We start from the raw sequence: 18,939 nt of genomic DNA on the forward strand, positions 1-18,939 counted from the left end.
GGAGGGGAGGGGAGTGCAGCGGAGGGGAGGGGAGTGCAGCGGAGGGGAGGGGAGTGCAGCGGAGCAGAGCAGGGGGCCTGCAGTGGGCGCGGTGAGGGCGCTTGGGGCAGACCCGGCAAGGCTGTCCCGCTGTATGGTGCGGGGCGGGCGCCTGGAGCTTCGGGGCGCGCGGAGAGGAAGCATGGCGAGCCCGACGTACACGGTGAAGGTCCTCAAGAAGGACGAGGTCTCGGCGGAGCTGGAGGTGAAGGCGACGCAGGACGACGTGGTCGGGCTGTGGCCGAGCCTGGTGCTGCGGCTGCTGGAGGATCCGCCGGGCTCGCCGCTGAAGGGGAAGCGCGTCTACGACCCGGAGGAGAGCGCGGCGCTGCAGCGGGAGGTGATCGCCGGGGTGGTGCTGGTGAAGGCGAAGAAGGGGTCGGCGGTGCTGCGGGTGGAGGTGCGTGACCCGAAGTTCGTGGGGCACCTGAAGAAGGGGCTGGCGTGGGACAGCTACCACTACCCCACGGACAGCACGCGGCTGGTGGACGCGGCGTTCGTGCCGGATGGGAGCCTGGCGGTGGTGGGGAGTTCGTCGGGGGTGGCGGAGCTGCGGCCGGTGTCGGCGAAGGGGCTCGGGGCGACGAAGGCGTGGCTGAACCACCCGGGGCTTGTGGCGGTGGATGCGCGGGGGGAGCGGATCCTCACGGCGGGGGGGACGACGGTGGCGCTCTGGGACGGGGCGGGCAAGGCGCAGGTGGGGGTGTTCGAGGTGGGGGAGGAGGTGGCGTGCGCGCGGCTGTCGCCGACGGGAGATCGGGTCGCGGTGGGGTTCCGGGAGGGGGGCGCGGTGCTGATCGATGGGGAGAAGGGGGCGGTGCGCGCGCGGTATGAAGGGGGCATCGGGCCGGTGCAGGCGGTGGCCTTCGCGTCCGACGGGGAGAGCGTGCTCGTGGGGGGTGGGGATGGGGTGACACGGCGGTACGGGATCCGGGGGACGCTGCTCGAAGCGCTCGCGGGGCACGAGGGGGCGGTGCGGGGGATCTCGGTCTCCGAGGACGGGCGCCAGGTGGTGACCGTGGGGGAGGAGGGGACGGCGCGGGTCTTCCAGGAGGGCACGTTTGTGCGCGCACTCCGGCACGACGAGAAGCTGAACACGGTCTTCCAGGGAGCGCTGCCCGGCGCCGCGCGTGACGCGGCGGTGTTCTTCAGGGGGGCGGGGCTCATGGAGGTGACGCTTCCAGGGGGGGAGCTGCGCGAGATCGCAGCGCCCAGGGAGCGGTTCTCGGCGCTCATTGCGGCGTCGGGGCTGGTGCTCACGGCCACCACGGAGAGAGCCCGCTTGATCCGGCGGGATGGGACGGAGGTCCGGGAGGTGAAGCTGCCCCGGGTGGGGCTCGGGGGGAGCATCACCTCGCAGTTTCTGTTCCTCTCGCCGGATGAGCGGTGGCTCGCCGCACCGCACCTCTCCAGCGACCACAAGGATGGGCGGGTGGAGCTGCACGCAGTCGAGGGGCGTGAGGTGGTGAGGCTCCCGAATCCCAGCGCGGGGGTGCCGCCGAGGGAGGACACGGTGCAGGCGGTGGCGTGGGTGGATGCCGAGCGGCTCCTGGTCGGGTACGCCATGCACCCCGCCATCCTGTGGAGCGTCACCGGGGAGCGGCTCGCCACGCTCGATGAGCGCACGTACGAGATCCAGGTCGCCGGGGAGGCCATCGTCACCCGGCAGAGCCCGTGGTTCGAGACGCCAGGGGGCTTCACGGTGCGCGATCGGGCGCTCACGGTGCTGGGGACCTTGCCGTCGCGGAACGAAGGGCGTCTCTGGTCGGTCTCGCGCGATGGGCGGTATGCCGTCCTTTCGGAGGAGGGGGACGCGCCCACGTACCGGGTGTGGGACCTCGCCACCCGGGAGACGTGGGCGCTCGATCCGCGGGGGAAGGTGGGGACGGCGACGTTCGCCGGGAGCGATCGGTACCTGGTCCTCTGTCCGCCGTACGACGGGCGCGCGGGGGTGCGGATCTTCGATGTGGCGGCGCGCGCGCACCTGGCCACGATCCCGCGTGAGGAGGAGGTGTGGCAGGTGTTCTTTGCGAAGGACGGGGAGTCGCTCTACCTCGTCTCCTCGTCATACATCGAGCGCTTCGATCGTGGTGGAGCGTCGCTCGGGCGCATCGACGCGCCGCCGCCAGTGCCGTTCCAGCGACCCATCGTGGGGGCGCACCTCGACGCGCGCGGCGTGATCTTCACCAGCTCCGAGGACACGCCCACCGTGAGGGTCTGGAAGAAGGGCGACACGCCGATGAACGCCCACGCCGGGTGGTCGGGGGGACGGCTGGTGCAGCACGCGAAGAGTGGGTTGATGCTCGGCGTGGGACAGCGCTCGGTCGAGGTGTTCGCGCTGCTCGGGAAGGCGTGACGGGGGCGGGGCGTCAGCGCTGGGCGTCGTCGTGCCAGGCGCGGCGCAGGGGGGGCGCGGTGGGAGCGGCGGTCGAAGCGGCGGTCGGGGCGGCGCTCGCGGAGAGGGGGACGTTCTCCCAGACGCTGCCGGTGCCGAAGTAGACGGCAGCGCGGGTCGCGTCCTCGAATTCCAGGGGGCGGAGCGCTGCGATGCAGGAGGTGTCGACGGGGGACGCGGGGGCGAGCAGGAAGTTCGCGATGATCCGCGTCCCGCAGGGGACGTTGTCGCCCAGGGTGGTGGGGGACTGGGCCGAGACCACGTGGGGCGCGTTGGGGACCGCCACGAAGGTCTGGTGTGGGCCGTTGAAGTGGGAGGCGGCGATCTCGGCCTGGGTGAGGTGGGTCTGGGAGTCGAGGGTGCCGTTGAGCATCAGCATCGGCACGTCGGTCTCGGGCCAGGTGAGGGTGTACCCATCGGCGGGGTACTTCGGCCAGAGCGGGTAGACGTCGCGGCGCGTCTCCGCCCAGTTCGGGCTGTAGATGGCGGCGTCGGCGCGGGCTTCGAGCTCCGCGGCGCTCGGGGCGGGGTCCTCCCACAGCTCGGAGACGTCGATGTGCACCTCGAGGGCCTGGGAGAAGCCGGTGAGGTCGTAGGGCTCGAACCAGAGGGTCTTGAAGTGCTCGATGGCGACGAGGTCCTCGGCGGCACAGCGCTCCAGGCGGTAGGGGAGGGCGAGGGAGACGAGGCGGGTGCGCCAGCCCATGAACAGGCCGGCCATGATCTCGCGCAGCATGCGGCGATCGATGCCGGCGGCGGCGCAGTGGCCCGCGTCGAGCATGGCGGCGATGGCGCCGAGGCGGGCCCAGGGGTCGGGGCCGAGCTTGCTGCTGCAGGTGGGGTCGGCGGCGCACAGGGCGGCGTACGCCTGGGCGGGCAGGTCGTTGACCTGGTCGAGCTGCGAGACGAAGAGCTCTCCGGGCGAGACGACGCCTTCCAGGACGACGGCGTTCAGGCGCTCCGGGAAGAGGTGGAGGTAGCGCAGGGCGAGGTAGCTGCCGTAGGAGAGGCCGTAGAGGAGCACGGGCTGGTCCGGGGCGCTCGCGCGCGCGATGAGGGCGCCGAGGTCGCGGGCGGCGCTGGTGACGTCGAGGAAGGGGAGGTCGGCCGCGCGCTCCGTGGCCACCTGCGCGGCGCAGGCGGGCCACTCCTCGGCGACGATGAGGTTGCCGCCAGGGGAGGCAGGGTCCTCGCCGTCGCAGGCGAGGTGGCCGGAGCGGCCGGTGCCGCGGTGGTCGGGGACGTAGAGGTCGACGCCGGGCATGAGGGCGGCGAAGCGGTCGACGGCGCCGTAGAAGAAGGCCTCGCCGGAGCTGCCAGGGCCACCTTCGAGCATCCAGAGCTGGGGCGCGTCGGGCTGCCCCGAGAGGCGGCGGGCGACGAAGATGTCGATGGTGGCGCCCTCGGGGTGGTCGTGGTCGAGCGGCATGGGGACCGTGGCGCACTCGGCGTCCACGTAGCTCTCGGGGCACGGTCCCCAGACGATGGGGGCGCTCTGGCCGCCCTCGCCGCCAGAACCGCCAGCGCCGCCCTCGGCGCCACTGCCGCCAGCGCCCCCACCAGCGCCTCCGCTGCCTCCGACGCTGGAGGTGGGGGAGGTGGTGTCAGGGGTGGAGGTGGAGGACGAGCCGTCGTCCTCGCAGGCGGCGAGGGACACGAGGGGGGCGAGCGCGAGGAGCGAGGCGGCGAGGGAGAGAGGTCGGTGCATGGACCTCCCTTGTAGCGCGCGAGGGTCAGTAGCAGAGGTAGTTGTCGAACCAGGTGTGGGGGTCCCCCGGCTCGTAGATCTGGGTGCAGGTCTTGCCGGCGATGGGTCCCGCCGAGGACCAGGAGAGCTGCAGGGGGCTGTTGTTCGGTACGCACACGTAGTTGTCGTTCCAGGTGTGCGCGGCGGGCTCGGAGCCCTCGTGGACCTGGGTGCACCGCATGCCGGCGATGGGGCCGGCGGAGCTCCACTGGAAGCCGTAGTTGTTCACGGAGCAGAGGTAGTTGTCGTTCCAGTAGTGGGGATCTGCCCCCTCGCCGAAGAGGGTGCAGTACCGCCCGGGGATCGGCCCATCGTAAGACCAACCGATGTCTTTCTGGCCGTAGATTGCCTGCGCTCCGAGGATGTCGTCCGTGGTCAGATCGCGGCGAATGACGGAGTAGCTGGCGTACATCACCGCGTTCGCGTCGGCCGAGTGGTTCAGGCCGATGGTGTGTCCGAACTCGTGGAGCGCGACGGTGGCGAAATCGATGCCCGAGCCGTTCTGGGTCCAGTTCTCCGCGTCGTCGAAATGGGTGCCGCCGTGGGTGGGATAGAACGCATGGGCGAGGACGCCATAAGCCCCATCGAAGGGGTTCCCATCGCCGTGATCGCCCTGGTAGAAGCCGATCTGGACGTCACCACCCGAGCCGACGGCGGTGAAGCTCAGGGGGGTCACCGCGGCCCAGCGGTTGAGGGAGTTGCGAATGTCCGCCTGGATATTGGCGACGGGCAGGTCGCCCGTGTAGTTGAGGAACGAGTAGGTCAGGGCGTTCTTGTTCCACTTGTAGCCAGACGCCACGTAATTCGAGACGCCGCCATGCTCGAAGGCGTGGGAGCCCGCGTAATAGTCGGGGAAGCCGCAGCGGGGCCTGGCCATGAGGGCGAGCGTCTCCGCGTTGGCCGTGCCGTCGTCAGGGAGGCCGTGGGCGCGCTGGTAAAGGACGAGGGCCTGCTCCAGGACGTCGTCGAACAGCTCGGGGTCGGCGGAATCCTGGTCGAACACGGGCCGCCACCCCGCGAATTCGTGAAGCTCCGGGTTGGGGAAATAGCCGAACGCCCGCAGGTAGTCGTGGAGGGCACGCACCTCGGGGCCCCGGTCATCGCGTTGAAGCGGCGCCAGCGTGTCGGCTCCGGCCTGGCTCTGGTCACCCCCGGCCTGATCGTCGTCCTGCTCGGGTGCGCCGACGGGGCCCGTCGGCTCCTCGTCTCCGTCGACGGTACAGCTTGCCATTGCGAGCAGACCGCCCGTGAACGCTGCCAGAAACCAACGTGACCTGCGAGTGGCAATCCCCACCATGGTGCGACCTCGTGACTCGTGCATGGACGTGATCTCGGCGCTGGAACGCAGAGAGGCAAAGAGCGCGACCGCATCGCGCACCCTTCAGCGTGTCCTGGTATCACCCTGAACCGTGTGCGTGTCATCAAATGATGCTTCGTCGATGTGTTGGTGCGACGCGGTCGTTTTTGCGCGGAGACGTTGCGAACACCCAGGTTCACGGAGGGCCCCCGAGAGCTGCCGACGTGCGCGGAGGTCCGCCGACGTCTGGTGACCTGCGCTGACGCACAGCACGCCTGTGGGACGGTGCGCGACGTCCTGGCCATGGCGGTGCGCGGCTCGCCGAACATTCCACGGAGCGCACACGGAAGGTCGCGCGTCAGGATGTGCGCGCCGTCATTGCGCTGGCGACAGAGGGTTGCGTCGACCATAAGATGCGTTTTCAAAGGAGGTGTACTTGATTCAAAGAGGGCGCATTTTTGGACATGCCTCGATGTGGTTCGGGGTCGCCGCATTCGGCACGATGGTCTACGGCTGTCACGCCGGCAGTATGGAGGGCGACGAGGCGTCGGTCGACGGAATCGGCTGGGCCGTGGACGGGCTGGAGTCGTATGGCAACGCGGCGCTCACCATCGGGGGGCAGGCGTTCGCGCTGACCTGGGAGGACGATTTCGGCGGCAACCTGAATGGCGGTCAACCGAAGTCGTTCCTCAATGCCGGCAAGTGGCGCAAGGAGAACCTGGGCGTCAACTACGAGAGCCAGGCGTACACCAACCGGGAGTGCCCCGACCACCCGACCAACTGGAACTACTGCGTCGAGAACGGGAAGCTGACCATCCGCGCGCGCCAGGAGAAGCTCGACTGCGTGGTGTGGAAGCAGTGCGCGGCGAGCAGCGAGTGCGGGGCAGGAGGGTCCTGCAGCAGCGGCTGGTGCCTCTACGATCAGAACACGAACGGGGTGTGGGACCACGACGAGTGCGCGCCCTTCGAGGGGGCGGCGAACGCCCCTGCGAACGGGATGCAGTACACTTCGGGGCGCATCAGCTCCGACGAGAAGGTGGAGATGCGCTACGGGTACGTGGAGTTCCGGGCACGCATGCCGTTCGCCGATCTCCCTGCCGGGGCCGTTCCGCCCCACGGGATGTGGCCGGCGATCTGGATGCTCGGGGCGAACAGCGCGCGCGCCAGCGGGGGGCGTGACGACAGCGTCGGCTGGCCCATGACCGGCGAGATCGACATCATGGAGTACACCCAGATTGCCGAGGACCCCGCGCTGTTCCCCGGGAACAAGGCGATGGGCTACAACGTGCTCTGGCGGGAGATGCCCGAAGCGGGGGAGTCCGCGGCGGCGCCTGGTGGCTGGCAGCCGAATGCGTGCAGCGCCTGGCCCAACGGAGGCGACGCCAAGTGCGACGGCACGGTGGACGGGGCGAGGGCCGTCTGGGATGGTCGCACCATCGATTACCACCAGTGGCACACCTGGGGCTTCCTGTGGGACGACACCGGCTTCAAGGTGTACCTGGACGCGCTCCCGCAGAGCGGCGGTACCCCGGTCGGTACGTTCACCATCGGCGATGGGGCCACCGAGTTCCGGCAGCCGATGTACCTCATCATGAATCTCGCCGTGGGCGGCGAGCTGGGGTGCTCGGGCTGGGCGGCGCGCGGGGAGACGCCGTCGCAATGCATCAACATCGACTGGGCGAACCACGGCGACAAGGCAAAGCTCGAGGTCGATTACGTGCGCTGGTATCACCGCAGCTCGGGGTATCCTCAGGCGCAGCGGGCGGCGTGCCAGGACGTGAATGGCAATGGCACCCCCGACAACCTCATCCGCAACTGCGGGTTCAACGAGGACTTCACGTACCACCGCAGCGACGTGTTCTTCGACGGCGGCACCGGGCTGACGGAGGTCATCAACGAGGGCGGCGCGCACGGCTACGTGCAGTGGGTGCGCGTCGACAACAGCGGGTGGGCGCAGCACAGCGTGCAGGTGCGGCAGGAGGGCTTCGCGCTGCAGGCCGGGACGACCTACTCGTGGAAGGTCGATCTCAGGGCGGCCGCGCCTCTGACGGTGCCGCTCAAGATCGTGCAGGCAGCGAGCCCCTGGACGGCGATCGCGAACTTCACCTGCAACGTGGGCACGGCCTGGACGACCTGCACCGGTCCGGGCTTCACGCCGAGCGCGTCGGGCGCCTACAAGTTCGAGATCGACCTCGGGACGAACGGCGCGACAAGCTACAACGGCGCGCAGCTCTTCCTCGACAACATGATCCTCACCACCTCCAGCTACGCCTGCCAGCCGGAGTGCACCGGCAAGCTGTGCGGGAGCGACGGGTGCGGAGGGTCGTGCGGGGCCTGCGGGGCGGGGCTCACCTGCGGCTCCTGGGGGCAGTGCGTGCCGGGTAGCGGCGGCTCGACGAGCAGCACGAGCAGCACGAGCAGCACGAGCAGCACGAGCGGCAGCGGTGGTGCGGGCGGCTCGGGCGGCGCCGGCGGCTCGGGTGGCGGAGGCGCGACGCCGCTCCGGCTGGAGGCCGAGAGCGCTACCCTGAACGGCTGCTTCGCGGAGGCGGGCGGCGACAGTGGCGGCAAGGTCGTGGGCTTCGAGGGAGGCGACACCATCTGCTGGAGCAACGTCGACCTGACCGGCCGCACCCTGGCGCGCGTGCACGTGGGTGCGCCTTACTCGGGAGGCCAGGCGCAGCTCAAGTTCAACGGCGCCACGCTCGGCACGCTGAGCCTCGGCACCGCAACGGGTGGATGGAGCAGCCCTCAGCTCACCGACCTCTCCACGGCGCTCTCCACGAGCGGCACGGGGACGCTCTGCCTGGCCGGGGTGACGCACCCGAACGGCTGGATCTACTCGGTCGACTACCTCGAATTGCAGTGAGCGAGGGAGGCGCGTGGCGGCCTGGGGGAGCCGCCAGCGCCCGGGTCCGCCCCTGAAACGCGCCACCACGAAACATTCCGCCATTGCATCATGGATCCGTGAATCGGGCCGACACACGGCGTGGTACGCGGGTTTGACCGGCGGAGCGGCGCGTCGAGACGCACGGACAACGAGATCGTCGGGCAACATTGCAGCTTCTGGCACGCCTGCGGCAGTCGCTACGGTCGATGTCGCTTCACCCGTGGTGGGTGAGTGAGCCATGGACCATTGCCGAGGAGGATCGACGTGGACAAGAAAAACGCGCAATCGAACGAGAGCGTCAAGGAGACGAAGCAGGATGAGCCCGAGGTGCGCAAGGTCGTGATCAAGACCGCGATCCGCGCAGGGCAGGGCAGCAACCGCTACGCCGCCACCTAGTGACCGGGAGGCGCCACACGGGGCCCCTGTGGCGCCTCCCTCTTTCGCTCTCATTCATGGAAGATACCTCAAGGAGTCGGCATGGATTCGGTGCTCGCGGCGCTCGTTCAACCGATGACGAGCGAGGAGTTTCTCGGGGGGTTCCCCGATACTTTCTTCGTGCATCACGGGCAGCTCGACAGGTTCGAGGCGATAGCGAGCCTGCCCGAGCTGAATGACGTGCGGACCCTGGTGCAGGGGTTCAACGATCCGGTGAGCGTGTGGCTCCCCGACGAAGATGCGCTCGAGCAGCGCACGTACGGCAAGCTCCTGCGCGCCCCCGACACCCTCGACCACTACGACCGCGGTGCCCTCCTCCAGTTCAACAAGGTGGAGCGGTGGGTCCCGGGGCTCGAGCCGGTCCTCCGCGGGCTCGAGCAAGGGCTGGGGATCCCGGTGGGGAGCGCCACGTGCAGCCTGTTCGCGTCGACGGTGGGAGGCCGCGTGCTGCCCCACTTCGATACCGATCCCGCCTTCAGCGTGCAGCTCCGGGGGAGCAAGCGCTGGTGGGTCGCCCCCCAGTCGGTCATCGAGCAGCCCCTCCACAACCACGTGAGCGGCACGGCGGCGAACATGATCGCCGAGTACCACGAGGGCGCGCTCCCGCCAGGGATGCCCGAGGACGCCAGGGAGGTCGAGATGACCCCTGGCTCGGTGCTTTTCCTGCCGCGGGGCTACATGCACGCGACGAGGTCCCACGCCGACTCGCTCGCCGTCACCTTCGACCTGCAGTTCTCGTCGTATGCCCAGACCCTCACCAGGCAGCTCACGAGAGAGCTGCACAAGCTGGCGCGCTGGAGGCGCCCGCTTCTCGATCAGGGTGCCGCCTCGCGGGCGGAGCTGGAGGCGCTGCTCGCCGAGGCGAAGCGCGCGCTCGACGGACCGGAGTTCGCGCCCGCGGCGCTGTTCGACAGCCTCACCCCGGCGCTCCTGCCGGGCCCGAGGCGCAGCTACCAGCGTGGCGCAGCGGCGGTGGAGGTGCGCGCCGTCGGCGCCGGGAAGGAGACCGGCTGGCAGGTGGCGGTGACGGACCCGCGGCTCGGACGTACCGACATCGAGATCCCGGCGGAGCTGGTCTCGCTCTGCCGATGGATGGCTTCCAGGGACAGGCCCTTCGGGGATCGCGACCTCCTCGCCTCGGCGACCGGCCTGCAGAGGATCGACGTACAGTCGATCCTCGGGGCCTTCCTGGAGAGCGGCGTCCTGGTGACGGTGGACGCCGAGGCGGCGGGAGGGAGGTAGCTTGCCTGCGGCGTTCGAGCGGTGCCTGGAGTCCATCGAGCCGCGCGGCCGGGGGCGCCACGCGGGCCTCCTCCTGTCCCTCGCGCTCATGGCGGGGTGGAGCGCCTGGTTCTTCCGCGGCGAGGTCGCGGTGTTCCGGGCAAGCGCCTCGGCGCGGGTGGAGTCGACGCGCTGGCCGCGGCCCGTCGTCGCCGAGGTGGCAGGCCGCGTCGCGCGCAGCGATCTCGCCCTCGGCCGCAGCGTGGCGGAGGGCGACGTGCTCGTCGAGCTGGACGCCACCTCGGCGCGCCTCCAGCTCTCCGAGGAGCGCGTCCGGCGCGACGTCGTGGTGACGGCGCTCGACGCGGCGCGCGCGGCGCTCGATCTGGAGAGGGCCCTCACCCAGGCGAGCGTGGTGGTGGCCAGGGCGAACGCGAGGACGGCGAGCGCCCACGAGAGCGCCGCGGCGCAGCTCCTCTCGCTGAGCGACGACGAGCTGTCCCGCGTGCGCACCTTGAATGACGCTTCGCTGCTGCCGAAGCTCACGCTCCTGGAGCGGGAGATGAGCCACGCCGAGCGCGCGGCGAGCCTCGCGGTGCAGGCCGCCGAGGCCCGGCGCGCCGCGGCCGAGGTCCAGGTGGCCCACCGGGGGGGGGCCGCGCACACCCAGGAGCTGCTGCGCGAGGTGGTCGATCTCGATGGCCAGCTCAAGCTCAAGGACGCCGCCATCGCCCGCCTGGAACGCGAGGTCACCCTCCACGTGGTCCGCGCGCCCACCTCGGGCGTGCTCGGCGACATCGTCTCCGCTCCGCCGGGCGATTACGTGACCGCGGCGCAGCGGCTCGGCACCCTTGTCCCCGGAGGCGCGCTCCGGGTCGTCGCCGAGCTCGCCGAGTCCGACGCCGCGGGCATCGTGCACCCAGGCCAGGCGGCGGTGATGCGCCTCGACAGCGCCGTGACCGACGCGCGCGCCAGCGTCTCGCTCACCGTGACCAGCGTCGGCGAGGTGTCCCGCGAGGGCAGGCTCCGCGTCGAGCTGGAGAGCCGCGACGCCGACGCGAAGGCGCTCGCCCACGGGCAGACCGGGGTCGTCGAGATCGATGTCGCGCGCACCTCACCCTTCGAGCTCGCCCTCCGGCTCGCGGGGAGGGCCTACGCGGGCCTGTCACGGCCCGAGGCAAGGCGATGACCCACCCGAAGCGGCGCCTCGCTCCCTGGACCGTCACCCGCACCGGGCCGGACGGCACCTTCGTGCTCGGGCCGCGCCTCGGCGTGCTGCAGCTCTCCACGGCAGATCTCGATGCCCTCTCCGCGCGCGCCTGGGACGAGCTGGTCGTCCTGGGCTTCGCCGAGCCCACAAGCGCGCGCGCGCTCTCTCTCGTCTCCGAGGCCGCGCTGCCGCCGCCGCGCGCTGGAGGGAGGGAGGCTCCGGCGCCAGGCGCGCGGCCCGGCACCATCGTCGCTGGTGCGTTCGAGGACGAGGGAGAGGCGCTCGCGCGCGCGCTCTCCGCGCAGATTCCAGGGAGCGCCTGGCGTGTCACGACCGAGCTTCCCGACGCAGCGCGCGGCGCGCTGGTGATCCTCCTCCAGGCCATCGAGCCCCGGAGCCCTGACCTCGCGCGCGCGCTGCTCTCGCGCGGCGCCGAGGTCCTGTGGTACGGCGAGGGCAGCGAGGGGGTGCACCTCGGCCCCGTCCTGCGCGCGCCCCGTGACCTCGACGACTACCTGGAGGCGACGCACGGCTGGGGAGCTGCCAGGGATCTCTGGCGTATGGGCTTCACCGACGGGTGGCCCGTGACCCTGATCTCGGCCATCCGCGATGACGTGTCGGGCGTCGCCCGCGCGGCGCAGCGCGCGCTGTCCGCGCCGGCGGGGAGCTGCGTCCTCCTCGGCGGCATGCGCCAGGTGAGCCTCTGGACGACCCTCGCCCGCGCCCCGGTGACCCTCGACGTGCTGTGCTCGTCGCAGACCTGGTCGAAGGGCATGCTCGCGGACCTGCGCGTCGAGCGCGCCGTGGAGGTCGACGCGGTGTGGGTTGCCTCCTGCCGCTCTCCGGCCGGCGGGGATGCCTACCTGGAGGGCAACTTCGGCAAGGGGACGTCGCCCGAGGAAGCGCGCATCACGGGCGTCGGCGAGGCCGTCGAGCGCTTCTCCGCGTTCCTCGGCAGCCGCGAGGTCCGCGCGGGCGAGGCGCCCCCCACGACCGAAGAGCTGCCCCTGAGGGCCTTCCACCCGTTCGCCCCCGCGTGGGAGGCGTACCTCGCGCAGGGTGAGCCGCCTGTCGAGATGACCCAGGTCCGCGACGAGGTCTCGGGCCGTGTCGTCCGGGTCCCGGCCACCCTCCTCCACGAATCCTACGGACCCACCCATCCCTCCTCCGCGAGCACCGGCACCACGAGCTGCGGGCTCGCCGCGTACCCGGACCGCCGCGGCGCGGTGCTCCGCGGCGCTCTCGAGACCCTGGAGCGGGACAGCTTCTATCCGGCCTTCCTCCACCAGCGCCCGGCGCAGTGCCTCGCCCTCGACGACGTGCCCGACGCCCCCCGCCGCGGCGACCTGCGCGATCTCGCCGGCGCCCTCGAACGCCTCGGCTTCTCCTTCTGGCTGCTCCGCTACCCCGACGCGCGCGCGCTGCCCATCGTCCACGCCTTCTTGCTCGACGCCGCGGGGACCGCCATGAGCCGTGGCGCTGGCTCCGGGTACACCTGGGCCACGGCGGCGGTGAAGGCGCTGCTCGAAGCGGTGCAGCTCCGTGAGCAGTTCGCGCTCGTCGCCCAGCAAGGCCCCTCGGGGCCCACGGACGACGGCTACGTCGCGTGGGCGAAGCCCGAGGTCATCGCCGAGCTCTGCGCCTACCTCCGGCGCTCCACGCGCCCGGACCGCCTCGTGGATCTGCCCGACGAGGCCGCGCTTCACGCGCGCGTGCTCGCAGGAGTCGGCGCGCTCCTGGTGAAGGACCTCCCGAGCCCCGCGGTGGACATGAGCGCCGTGCGCGTCCTCATCCCCGGCGCCACGTGCCACGCCTGCCCCTCGATCAGCGCGGGCGGCGCGAAGCTCCTCGGCGCGGCGTTCAAGCACCCGGTCCCCGTGTGAGCCAGGCCGTGCCCGCCGAGGACACCCCCCCGTCCATCCCCTGGCTCGCGCCGGAGGTGCTCCAGGCCTCGGCCATGGACTGCGGCCCTGCAGCGCTGAGTTGCCTGCTCGCTGGCCTCGGCATCGACGTGGACTACGGCCACCTCCGCGACCTGTGCCGCACCGACGTCGACGGCACCTCCATCGACGACCTCGAACAGGTGGCCGCGGACCTGGGCTGCCCCCTCGGCCAGCTCGTGCTCCCGACCGACACCCTGGTCGAGCACTGGCAGCTCTTCAGCCCCTGCCTCTTCGTGCGCCGCCTCTCGAACGGGAACCAGCACTTCGCCGTCTTCTGGGGCAGGCGCGTCGGCCTCGCACAGGTCATGGATCCGGACGACGGGCGCGCGTGGATGAGCGCCGACGAGCTGCGCGCCGTCTGCAGCACGCACGAGCACACCCTCGATCTCGGCGTCTGGCACGAGCTCTCCAGGAGCGACCTCGTGCTCGTCCCCCTGCGCGCGCGGATGCGCCGCCTCGCGCTCGGCCCCGCGGGAGAATCCCTCCTCGCGGAGGCGCTGCGCGACCCTTCCGCGGCAACGCTCGCGCGGCTCGACGCGGCCACCCGCTTCGTGCTGGCCCTCTCGTCGGCGGCCCCCCGCACCTCGCCGGAGCGCCTGCTCGCGCTCATCCGCCGCCTCGCGCACAGCGAAGCGGCGATGGAGCCCGTCCCCCGCGCCTTCCGCTACGCCCGCGTGGACGAGGCGGAAGGCACGGCCACCCTGCGCGGGGCGGTGATCCTGAGGAGGATCGGCCCGGTGCGCCCCCTCGCGGGCGCCGCGCGCTGCGGGAGCGCGGGGAGCGACGGCGACTCCGGCGGCTCTGGCGACTCCGGCGGCTCTGGCGACTCTGGCAACTCTGGCGTCGGAGAGCAGCGCGACACCGAGCGTCTCAGGTGGCTCGCCCTCGCCTCGGCGCCACGCCCAGGAGCCGCCCGCGTGCTCTGGGACCTGCTCGGTCACGTCGCGCAGCGGAGGGCGCTCTGGCTCGCCTCCCTCGCGCTCCTGCTCGGCGCCGTCGTGTTCCTCGAAGCCTTCGTCATCAGCTCCTCGGTCGGCATCCTCTCGGCGCTGAGCGTGCCGCGCCAGAGGCTCTCGGCCCTCGCCGTGATGGGCACCTTCATCATCGCCCTCGTGGGCCTCGAGACGGCCGCCGTGTCCGGGCTCCGTCACCTCGGGCGCGTCCTCGAGATGCGCTTCCGCGTGGCGCTCGCGCGGAAGATCCCCCGCCTCGGCGACAGGTACTTCAAGACCCGCCTCGCCTCGGATCTCGCCGAGCGCGCCCACCAGATCCACCTCGTCCAGGCGCTTCCAGGGCTCGTGTTCGAGGTCATCCTCCAGCTCGCCGGCGTGGCCCTCGTGCTCGGCATGCTGACCCTCCTCGACGTGCGCTATGGCCTCATCGCCGGGGCGCTGCTCGTGACCACCGCGGTCTCCGTGGTCCTCACGGGCGGCCGCCTCGCGGAGCGTGAGGCCCGCGTGCGATCCCACGGCGCGTCCATGGCGCGGTACTTCCTCGACGCCTTGCTCGGCCGCGTGCCCCTCCGCACCCACGGCGCCGAGCGCGCCATCGCGTCGCAGCACGAGTCGGTGCTCGTCGAGTGGGCGCGCGCCATGGGCGGCCTCCGGCGCTGGAGCCTCGGCCTCTACGCTGCCCAGTCCCTCTTCACGGTCGCCGGCACCATCGCCATCGTGCGCGAGGCGTGGCTCGCCACGGGCAGCGCCCTGCACGCAGCCGTCGTCGCCTTCTGGCTGATGCGCGCCTTCGGGTCGGTGCGGCACCTCGTCCAGACCTGGCTCGACCTGCCGGCCGTGAAGACCTCGGTCATGCGCATCCTGGAGCCTCTGCGCGCCCGGGAAGCCGAGCCCTCCGTGCTCGCATCCGCCGAGCCCGACGCCTTCCGGAGGGCCGCGTCGCTCTCCCTCCAGGGCGTCGAGGTCGCCGAGCGTGGCAAGGCGATGCTCCGCGTCCCCTCCCTCGACATCGCCCCGGGCGAGCACGTCGCCGTGGTGGGCGCCTCGGGCGCCGGCAAGTCGACCCTCGCCGCGCTTCTCCTCGGCCTTCACCTGCCAGCGCGCGGCGCGCTCCTCGTCGACGGCGCGCCCATGGATGCCCGACGCTTCTCGCTCCTGCGGCAGCGGACCGTGTGGGTCGACCCGGCGGTCCACCTCTGGGACGACACCGTGATGCGCAACGTGACCTACGGGCTCTCGCCGGAGGAGCAGCAGGAGCTGTCGGCGGCCATCCACGCCGCCGACCTGATCGAGCTGCTGCGCCACCTGCCCCACGGCATGGAGACCCCCGTGGGCGAGGCCGGCTCCAGCGTATCCGGAGGCCAGGGACAGCGTCTCCGCCTGGCCCGCGCGCTCGGGCGCCGCGACCCCTCCCTCGTGCTCCTCGACGAGCCCTTCCGCGGCCTCGACCGCGGCCACCGCGAGGAGCTGCTCCGCCGCGTCCGTGCCCGCTGCGCGCGCGCCACGCTGCTCTGCATCACCCACGACGTCGCCGAGACCCTCTCGTTCTCCCGCGTCCTCGTGGTGCACGACGGCGTCCTCGTCGAGGACGGCGACCCGCGCGCGCTCGCCGCCCGCGCCGGGAGCCGCTTCGCGCAGCTCCTCGCCGCCGAGGAGCGCGTCCACGAGGCGGTGTGGCGCGCGCCCCGCTTCAGGCGCGCCCGCCTCGACGGAGGCTCGCTGACCTGTGAGTAGCCCGGGCGCTGCCCTGGATCTGCCGCTGGCGCGCGCCGTCGAGCCCTCGCTGGATCGAGCCGCGGTGACGCGCTGCGAGCTGCCCGCCGCGTTCGCGCACCTGGCAGCGACACTCCGCGCCCGCCCCCCTTCCCCGGCGCTCGCGCTCTTGCGCGACCCTCCCCCGGAACCTGATGCCTTCGACGTCTGGCTGAGCCGCGCCGCGTCGCTCCTCGACCAGGAGGCCATCGAGGCGGACGCCGCGTACCCCGAACTCGACGCGCTCCTCGCCAGGTGCGCGCCGGGCCTCCTCAACCTGGACGCGGCCACCCGCGAGCGGTTCCTCCTCGTCACCCGCCGCGGCAAGGGCTCGCTCTTCGCCATGGACGCTGCAGGCGTCGAGCACGAGCTTCCCGACGCGCTCGTGCGGCGCGCGCTCTCCCGCCCCCTCGACGCCTGGATCCGGGGCGTGGAGTCCATGCTCGGCGAGATCGGCTGCGACGCTGGCGGCGCGAGGGAGCGCGCCGTCGACAGGCTCCTCCGCTCCGAGGCAAGCTCCGACCTGCGCGTCGGCCAGTGCTGGCTGCTGCGCAGCACGAGCGGCGACCTCCGCGCCCAGCTCTCCCGCGCCGGTGTGCTCTCGGCGGGCACCGCCTTCCTCGCGGCGCGCCTCGCCGCGACCGCGTTCACCTTCCTCAAGTGGTCCATCCTCGCCGCCGCCGTCGAGCGCGACACCCTCTCGGGCGGCGACCTCGTGTGGTGGTCCCTGGCCTTCGTGAGCGAGGCCGTGTTCGACGTCGTCTCGGGCAGCCCTCGGTGGGACCTCGCCACCCGCCTGGGCCTCTGGCTGCGGCGCACCGTGTTCCGCGGCGCGCTCTCCCTCGACATCGACGACTCACGCAAGCAGGGGGCCGGCTCCCTCCTCGCCCGCGCCATCGACGTGGACCGGCTGGAGGCCGCCACCCTGCAGGGCGGCCTGAGCGCGGTGGTGGGCGCCTTCGAGCTTGTCGCGGCGTTCATCCTGCTCTCCGGTCACCCCCTGCTCACCGCCTGGCTGGTGCTCTCCGTCGTCGTCCTGGCGGTCGTCGGCGTCGTGTACACCCGGCGCACCCGCGCCTGGACCGACACCCGCCTCGACGTCACCGGCGAGCTTGTCTCCTCCATGGTGGGTCACCGGACGCGCCTCGTCCACCAGCGCCCCGAGCGCTGGCACGACCGCGAGGAAGTGACGCTCGACGCCCACGCGATCGAGCTCCAGCGCCTGGACGCCGTGTCGACCGCGAGCTCCAGCATCCCCAGCGTCTTCATGCTGGGTGGCCTCGCCCTGCTCATCGTCACCGCCGTGAGGACCGGCGCCCACGCCATCTCCGAGGACCTCTTCCTCGTCGCTGGCCTGCTGGTGGCCTTCTCGTCGCTCAGCGATCTCCTCGGCGCGCTCCGGAGGATCGGCGCGGCCATCGTCGCCTGGGAGAAGATCCGCCCTCTCGTGAGCCTCGACGCGCGCCTCGACCCGCGCAGGGGCGATGCCCACCTGAGCCTCGAGGGCGCGGCTGCCCCGAGCGCCCTCGATCTCGTCGACGTCGTGTTCCGCTACGCCGGCCGCACCGCGCCCGCCCTCGACGGCGTCAGCCTGCGGATCGAGGTCGGCGATCGGCTCCTCCTCGAAGGCCCCTCGGGCGGAGGAAAGTCCACGTTCGCGAGCCTCATGGCCGGCCTGCGCCTCCCCGAGCGCGGCGTCCTGCTCCACGGCGGCACCGATCGCCGCAGCCTGCCCTTCGCCGAGTGGCGCCGCGCGGTCGCCTACTGCCCTCAGTTTCACGAGAACTTCCTCTTCTCCGACACGCTCGCCTTCAACCTGCTCATGTCCCGCAGGTGGCCCACCTCGCCTCGCGACCTGGAGCTTGCCGAGACCCTCTGCCGCGAGCTGGGCCTCGGCCCTCTCCTCGACGCCATGCCCCTCGGCCTGCAAGAGGTGGTGGGCGAGTCTGGCTGGCGCCTCTCGCACGGCGAGCGCAGCCGCATCTTCATCGCCCGCACCCTCCTGCGCTCTGCCAGCGTGTCCATCTTCGACGAGAGCTTCGCCGCCCTGGATCCCGAGACCCTCCTCGTCGTGATGCGCTGCGTGGAGCGCCGCGCCGGCACCCTGGTGATCGTGGCTCACCCTTGAGAGGCCTGCTCTGGCCGAGGGTTCTCACCATCCGCTGCGTCGGTCCAGGGTGCTACCCTGGGTACATGGTGCGAGATGCGCTGGGCGATCGGCTCATTGAGACGGGAAGGCATGCGTACACCGGCGTGCCCCGGATGAGGGAGCCCGCGACGCACGCCTTCGTGGTGCTCTGCTTCCACGTGGGCGGGCGCATGCAGGTGGAGCACCACGGGGAGCTGACGCTGGAGGCGGGCGACGTACACCTCGTGCCGGCGGGGGATCCCCACCGGATGATCGCTGCGGAGCGGGCGGAGATATGGGGAGTCGGGTTCTGTCGGACCTGCCTGCCCGAGGAGCGGTTCAAGGATCTCCTGGCGCCTCTCGATCGGGTCCGGCAAGGCGCGGTGCCGCGGGTCACGCTGCCGGCCGAGAGGCAGGCCCACGTGCTGACGTTGCTGCAGGAGATGGAGAGGGAGCAAGCGCAGTCGGGGTCGATGCCGATCGTGATGGAGAGCTTGCTCGGGCTGGTCCTGGCGGAGGTGGTACGGGCGGGGCGGGCAGAGGCTGGGGCGACGGCGTTCTCCTCGGGTGAGGGGCGCGCGGCGCCGTCGGTGGTGGCCGAGGCGATGGCGGTGATCGAGGCACGCTGCCTCGGGCCGCTGACCCTGCAGGAGGTGGCGAAGGCCGTGCGTCGGTCTCCGGCCTACCTGACCACGGCGGTGAAGGAGGCGACGGGGCGCACGGTGGTGGCGTGGATCCTCGAAGGGCGGCTCGCGGAGGCGCGGCGCCGGTTGAGGGAGACCGACGAGCACGTGGAGGTGATCGCGGAGCGGGTGGGCTACGCCGACGCCAGCCAGTTCACGCGGATGTTCCGCCAGCGGCAAGGCGCGGCGCCCGCGGCGTGGCGCGCGCAGCAGCGGCGACAGCAGCGGTGACGGGCGGCGCGGCCG

The 18,939-nt window shown here is 71.9% G+C and carries 11 protein-coding genes; 9 read left to right on the top strand and 2 right to left on the bottom strand.

Going from position 1 to position 18,939, the window contains the following annotated elements; genetic code table 11:
• Window positions 1–181: 181 nt before the first annotated feature.
• A complete protein-coding gene (locus CAP_RS33975) occupies window positions 182–2,395 on the top strand; it encodes a WD40 repeat domain-containing protein (RefSeq protein WP_044248508.1) in 2,214 nt (737 codons plus the stop codon).
• Window positions 2,396–2,408: 13 nt separating this feature from the next.
• On the opposite strand, the gene CAP_RS33980 is transcribed toward CAP_RS33975, so the two are convergent.
• Both CAP_RS33980 and CAP_RS46150 read right to left on the bottom strand, forming a co-directional pair.
• Entirely contained in the window at window positions 2,409–4,142 is a 1,734-nt protein-coding gene (locus CAP_RS33980; protein ID WP_044248510.1) for an alpha/beta hydrolase, read from the bottom strand.
• A gap of 25 nt (window positions 4,143–4,167) precedes the next feature.
• A complete protein-coding gene (locus tag CAP_RS46150) occupies window positions 4,168–5,412 on the bottom strand; it encodes a matrixin family metalloprotease (RefSeq protein WP_052376496.1) in 1,245 nt (414 codons plus the stop codon).
• A gap of 538 nt (window positions 5,413–5,950) precedes the next feature.
• Between CAP_RS46150 and CAP_RS33990 the strand changes: the two genes are divergently transcribed.
• The 8 genes from CAP_RS33990 (at window position 5,951) to CAP_RS34020 (ending at window position 18,924) form a co-directional block, all read left to right on the top strand.
• The gene (locus tag CAP_RS33990; protein ID WP_156041388.1) at window positions 5,951–8,347 is read left to right on the top strand and encodes a carbohydrate binding domain-containing protein; all 2,397 of its coding nucleotides are present in this window, start codon (window positions 5,951–5,953) and stop codon (window positions 8,345–8,347) included.
• Between the two features lie 285 nt (window positions 8,348–8,632).
• Window positions 8,633–8,764, top strand: coding sequence for a hypothetical protein (locus CAP_RS55310; protein ID WP_269324877.1), 132 nt, complete (start codon window positions 8,633–8,635; stop codon window positions 8,762–8,764).
• 81 nt (window positions 8,765–8,845) lie between these two features.
• Window positions 8,846–10,045 carry a JmjC domain-containing protein gene (locus CAP_RS33995; RefSeq protein WP_044248513.1) on the top strand — a complete coding sequence of 400 codons (1,200 nt, stop codon included), beginning with the start codon at window positions 8,846–8,848 and terminating at the stop codon, window positions 10,043–10,045.
• A 1-nt stretch (window position 10,046) separates the two neighbouring features.
• Window positions 10,047–11,213 carry an HlyD family secretion protein gene (locus tag CAP_RS34000; RefSeq protein ID WP_044248516.1) on the top strand — a complete coding sequence of 389 codons (1,167 nt, stop codon included), beginning with the start codon at window positions 10,047–10,049 and terminating at the stop codon, window positions 11,211–11,213.
• Window positions 11,210–13,117, top strand: a complete 1,908-nt coding sequence (locus CAP_RS34005; protein WP_044248518.1) for a YcaO-like family protein — start codon at window positions 11,210–11,212, stop codon at window positions 13,115–13,117. Before CAP_RS34000 ends, CAP_RS34005 begins: the two co-directional genes overlap by 4 nt.
• Window positions 13,114–15,864 carry an ATP-binding cassette domain-containing protein gene (locus tag CAP_RS46155; protein ID WP_052376497.1) on the top strand — a complete coding sequence of 917 codons (2,751 nt, stop codon included), beginning with the start codon at window positions 13,114–13,116 and terminating at the stop codon, window positions 15,862–15,864. The genes CAP_RS34005 and CAP_RS46155 overlap by 4 nt, the downstream gene beginning before the upstream one ends.
• On the top strand, window positions 15,857–18,010 hold the full coding sequence (locus CAP_RS34015) for an ATP-binding cassette domain-containing protein (RefSeq protein ID WP_044248520.1): 2,154 nt from the start codon (window positions 15,857–15,859) through the stop codon (window positions 18,008–18,010). The genes CAP_RS46155 and CAP_RS34015 overlap by 8 nt, the downstream gene beginning before the upstream one ends.
• Window positions 18,011–18,144: 134 nt before the next feature.
• Window positions 18,145–18,924: a helix-turn-helix transcriptional regulator gene (locus CAP_RS34020; RefSeq protein ID WP_063748792.1), complete on the top strand. Its 780-nt coding sequence runs from the start codon at window positions 18,145–18,147 to the stop codon at window positions 18,922–18,924.
• The last annotated feature ends 15 nt before the right edge of the window (window positions 18,925–18,939 follow it).

Origin of the sequence: Chondromyces apiculatus DSM 436, assembly GCF_000601485.1 — a bacterium.
Taxonomy (GTDB): Bacteria; Myxococcota_A; Polyangia; order Polyangiales; family Polyangiaceae; genus Chondromyces; species Chondromyces apiculatus.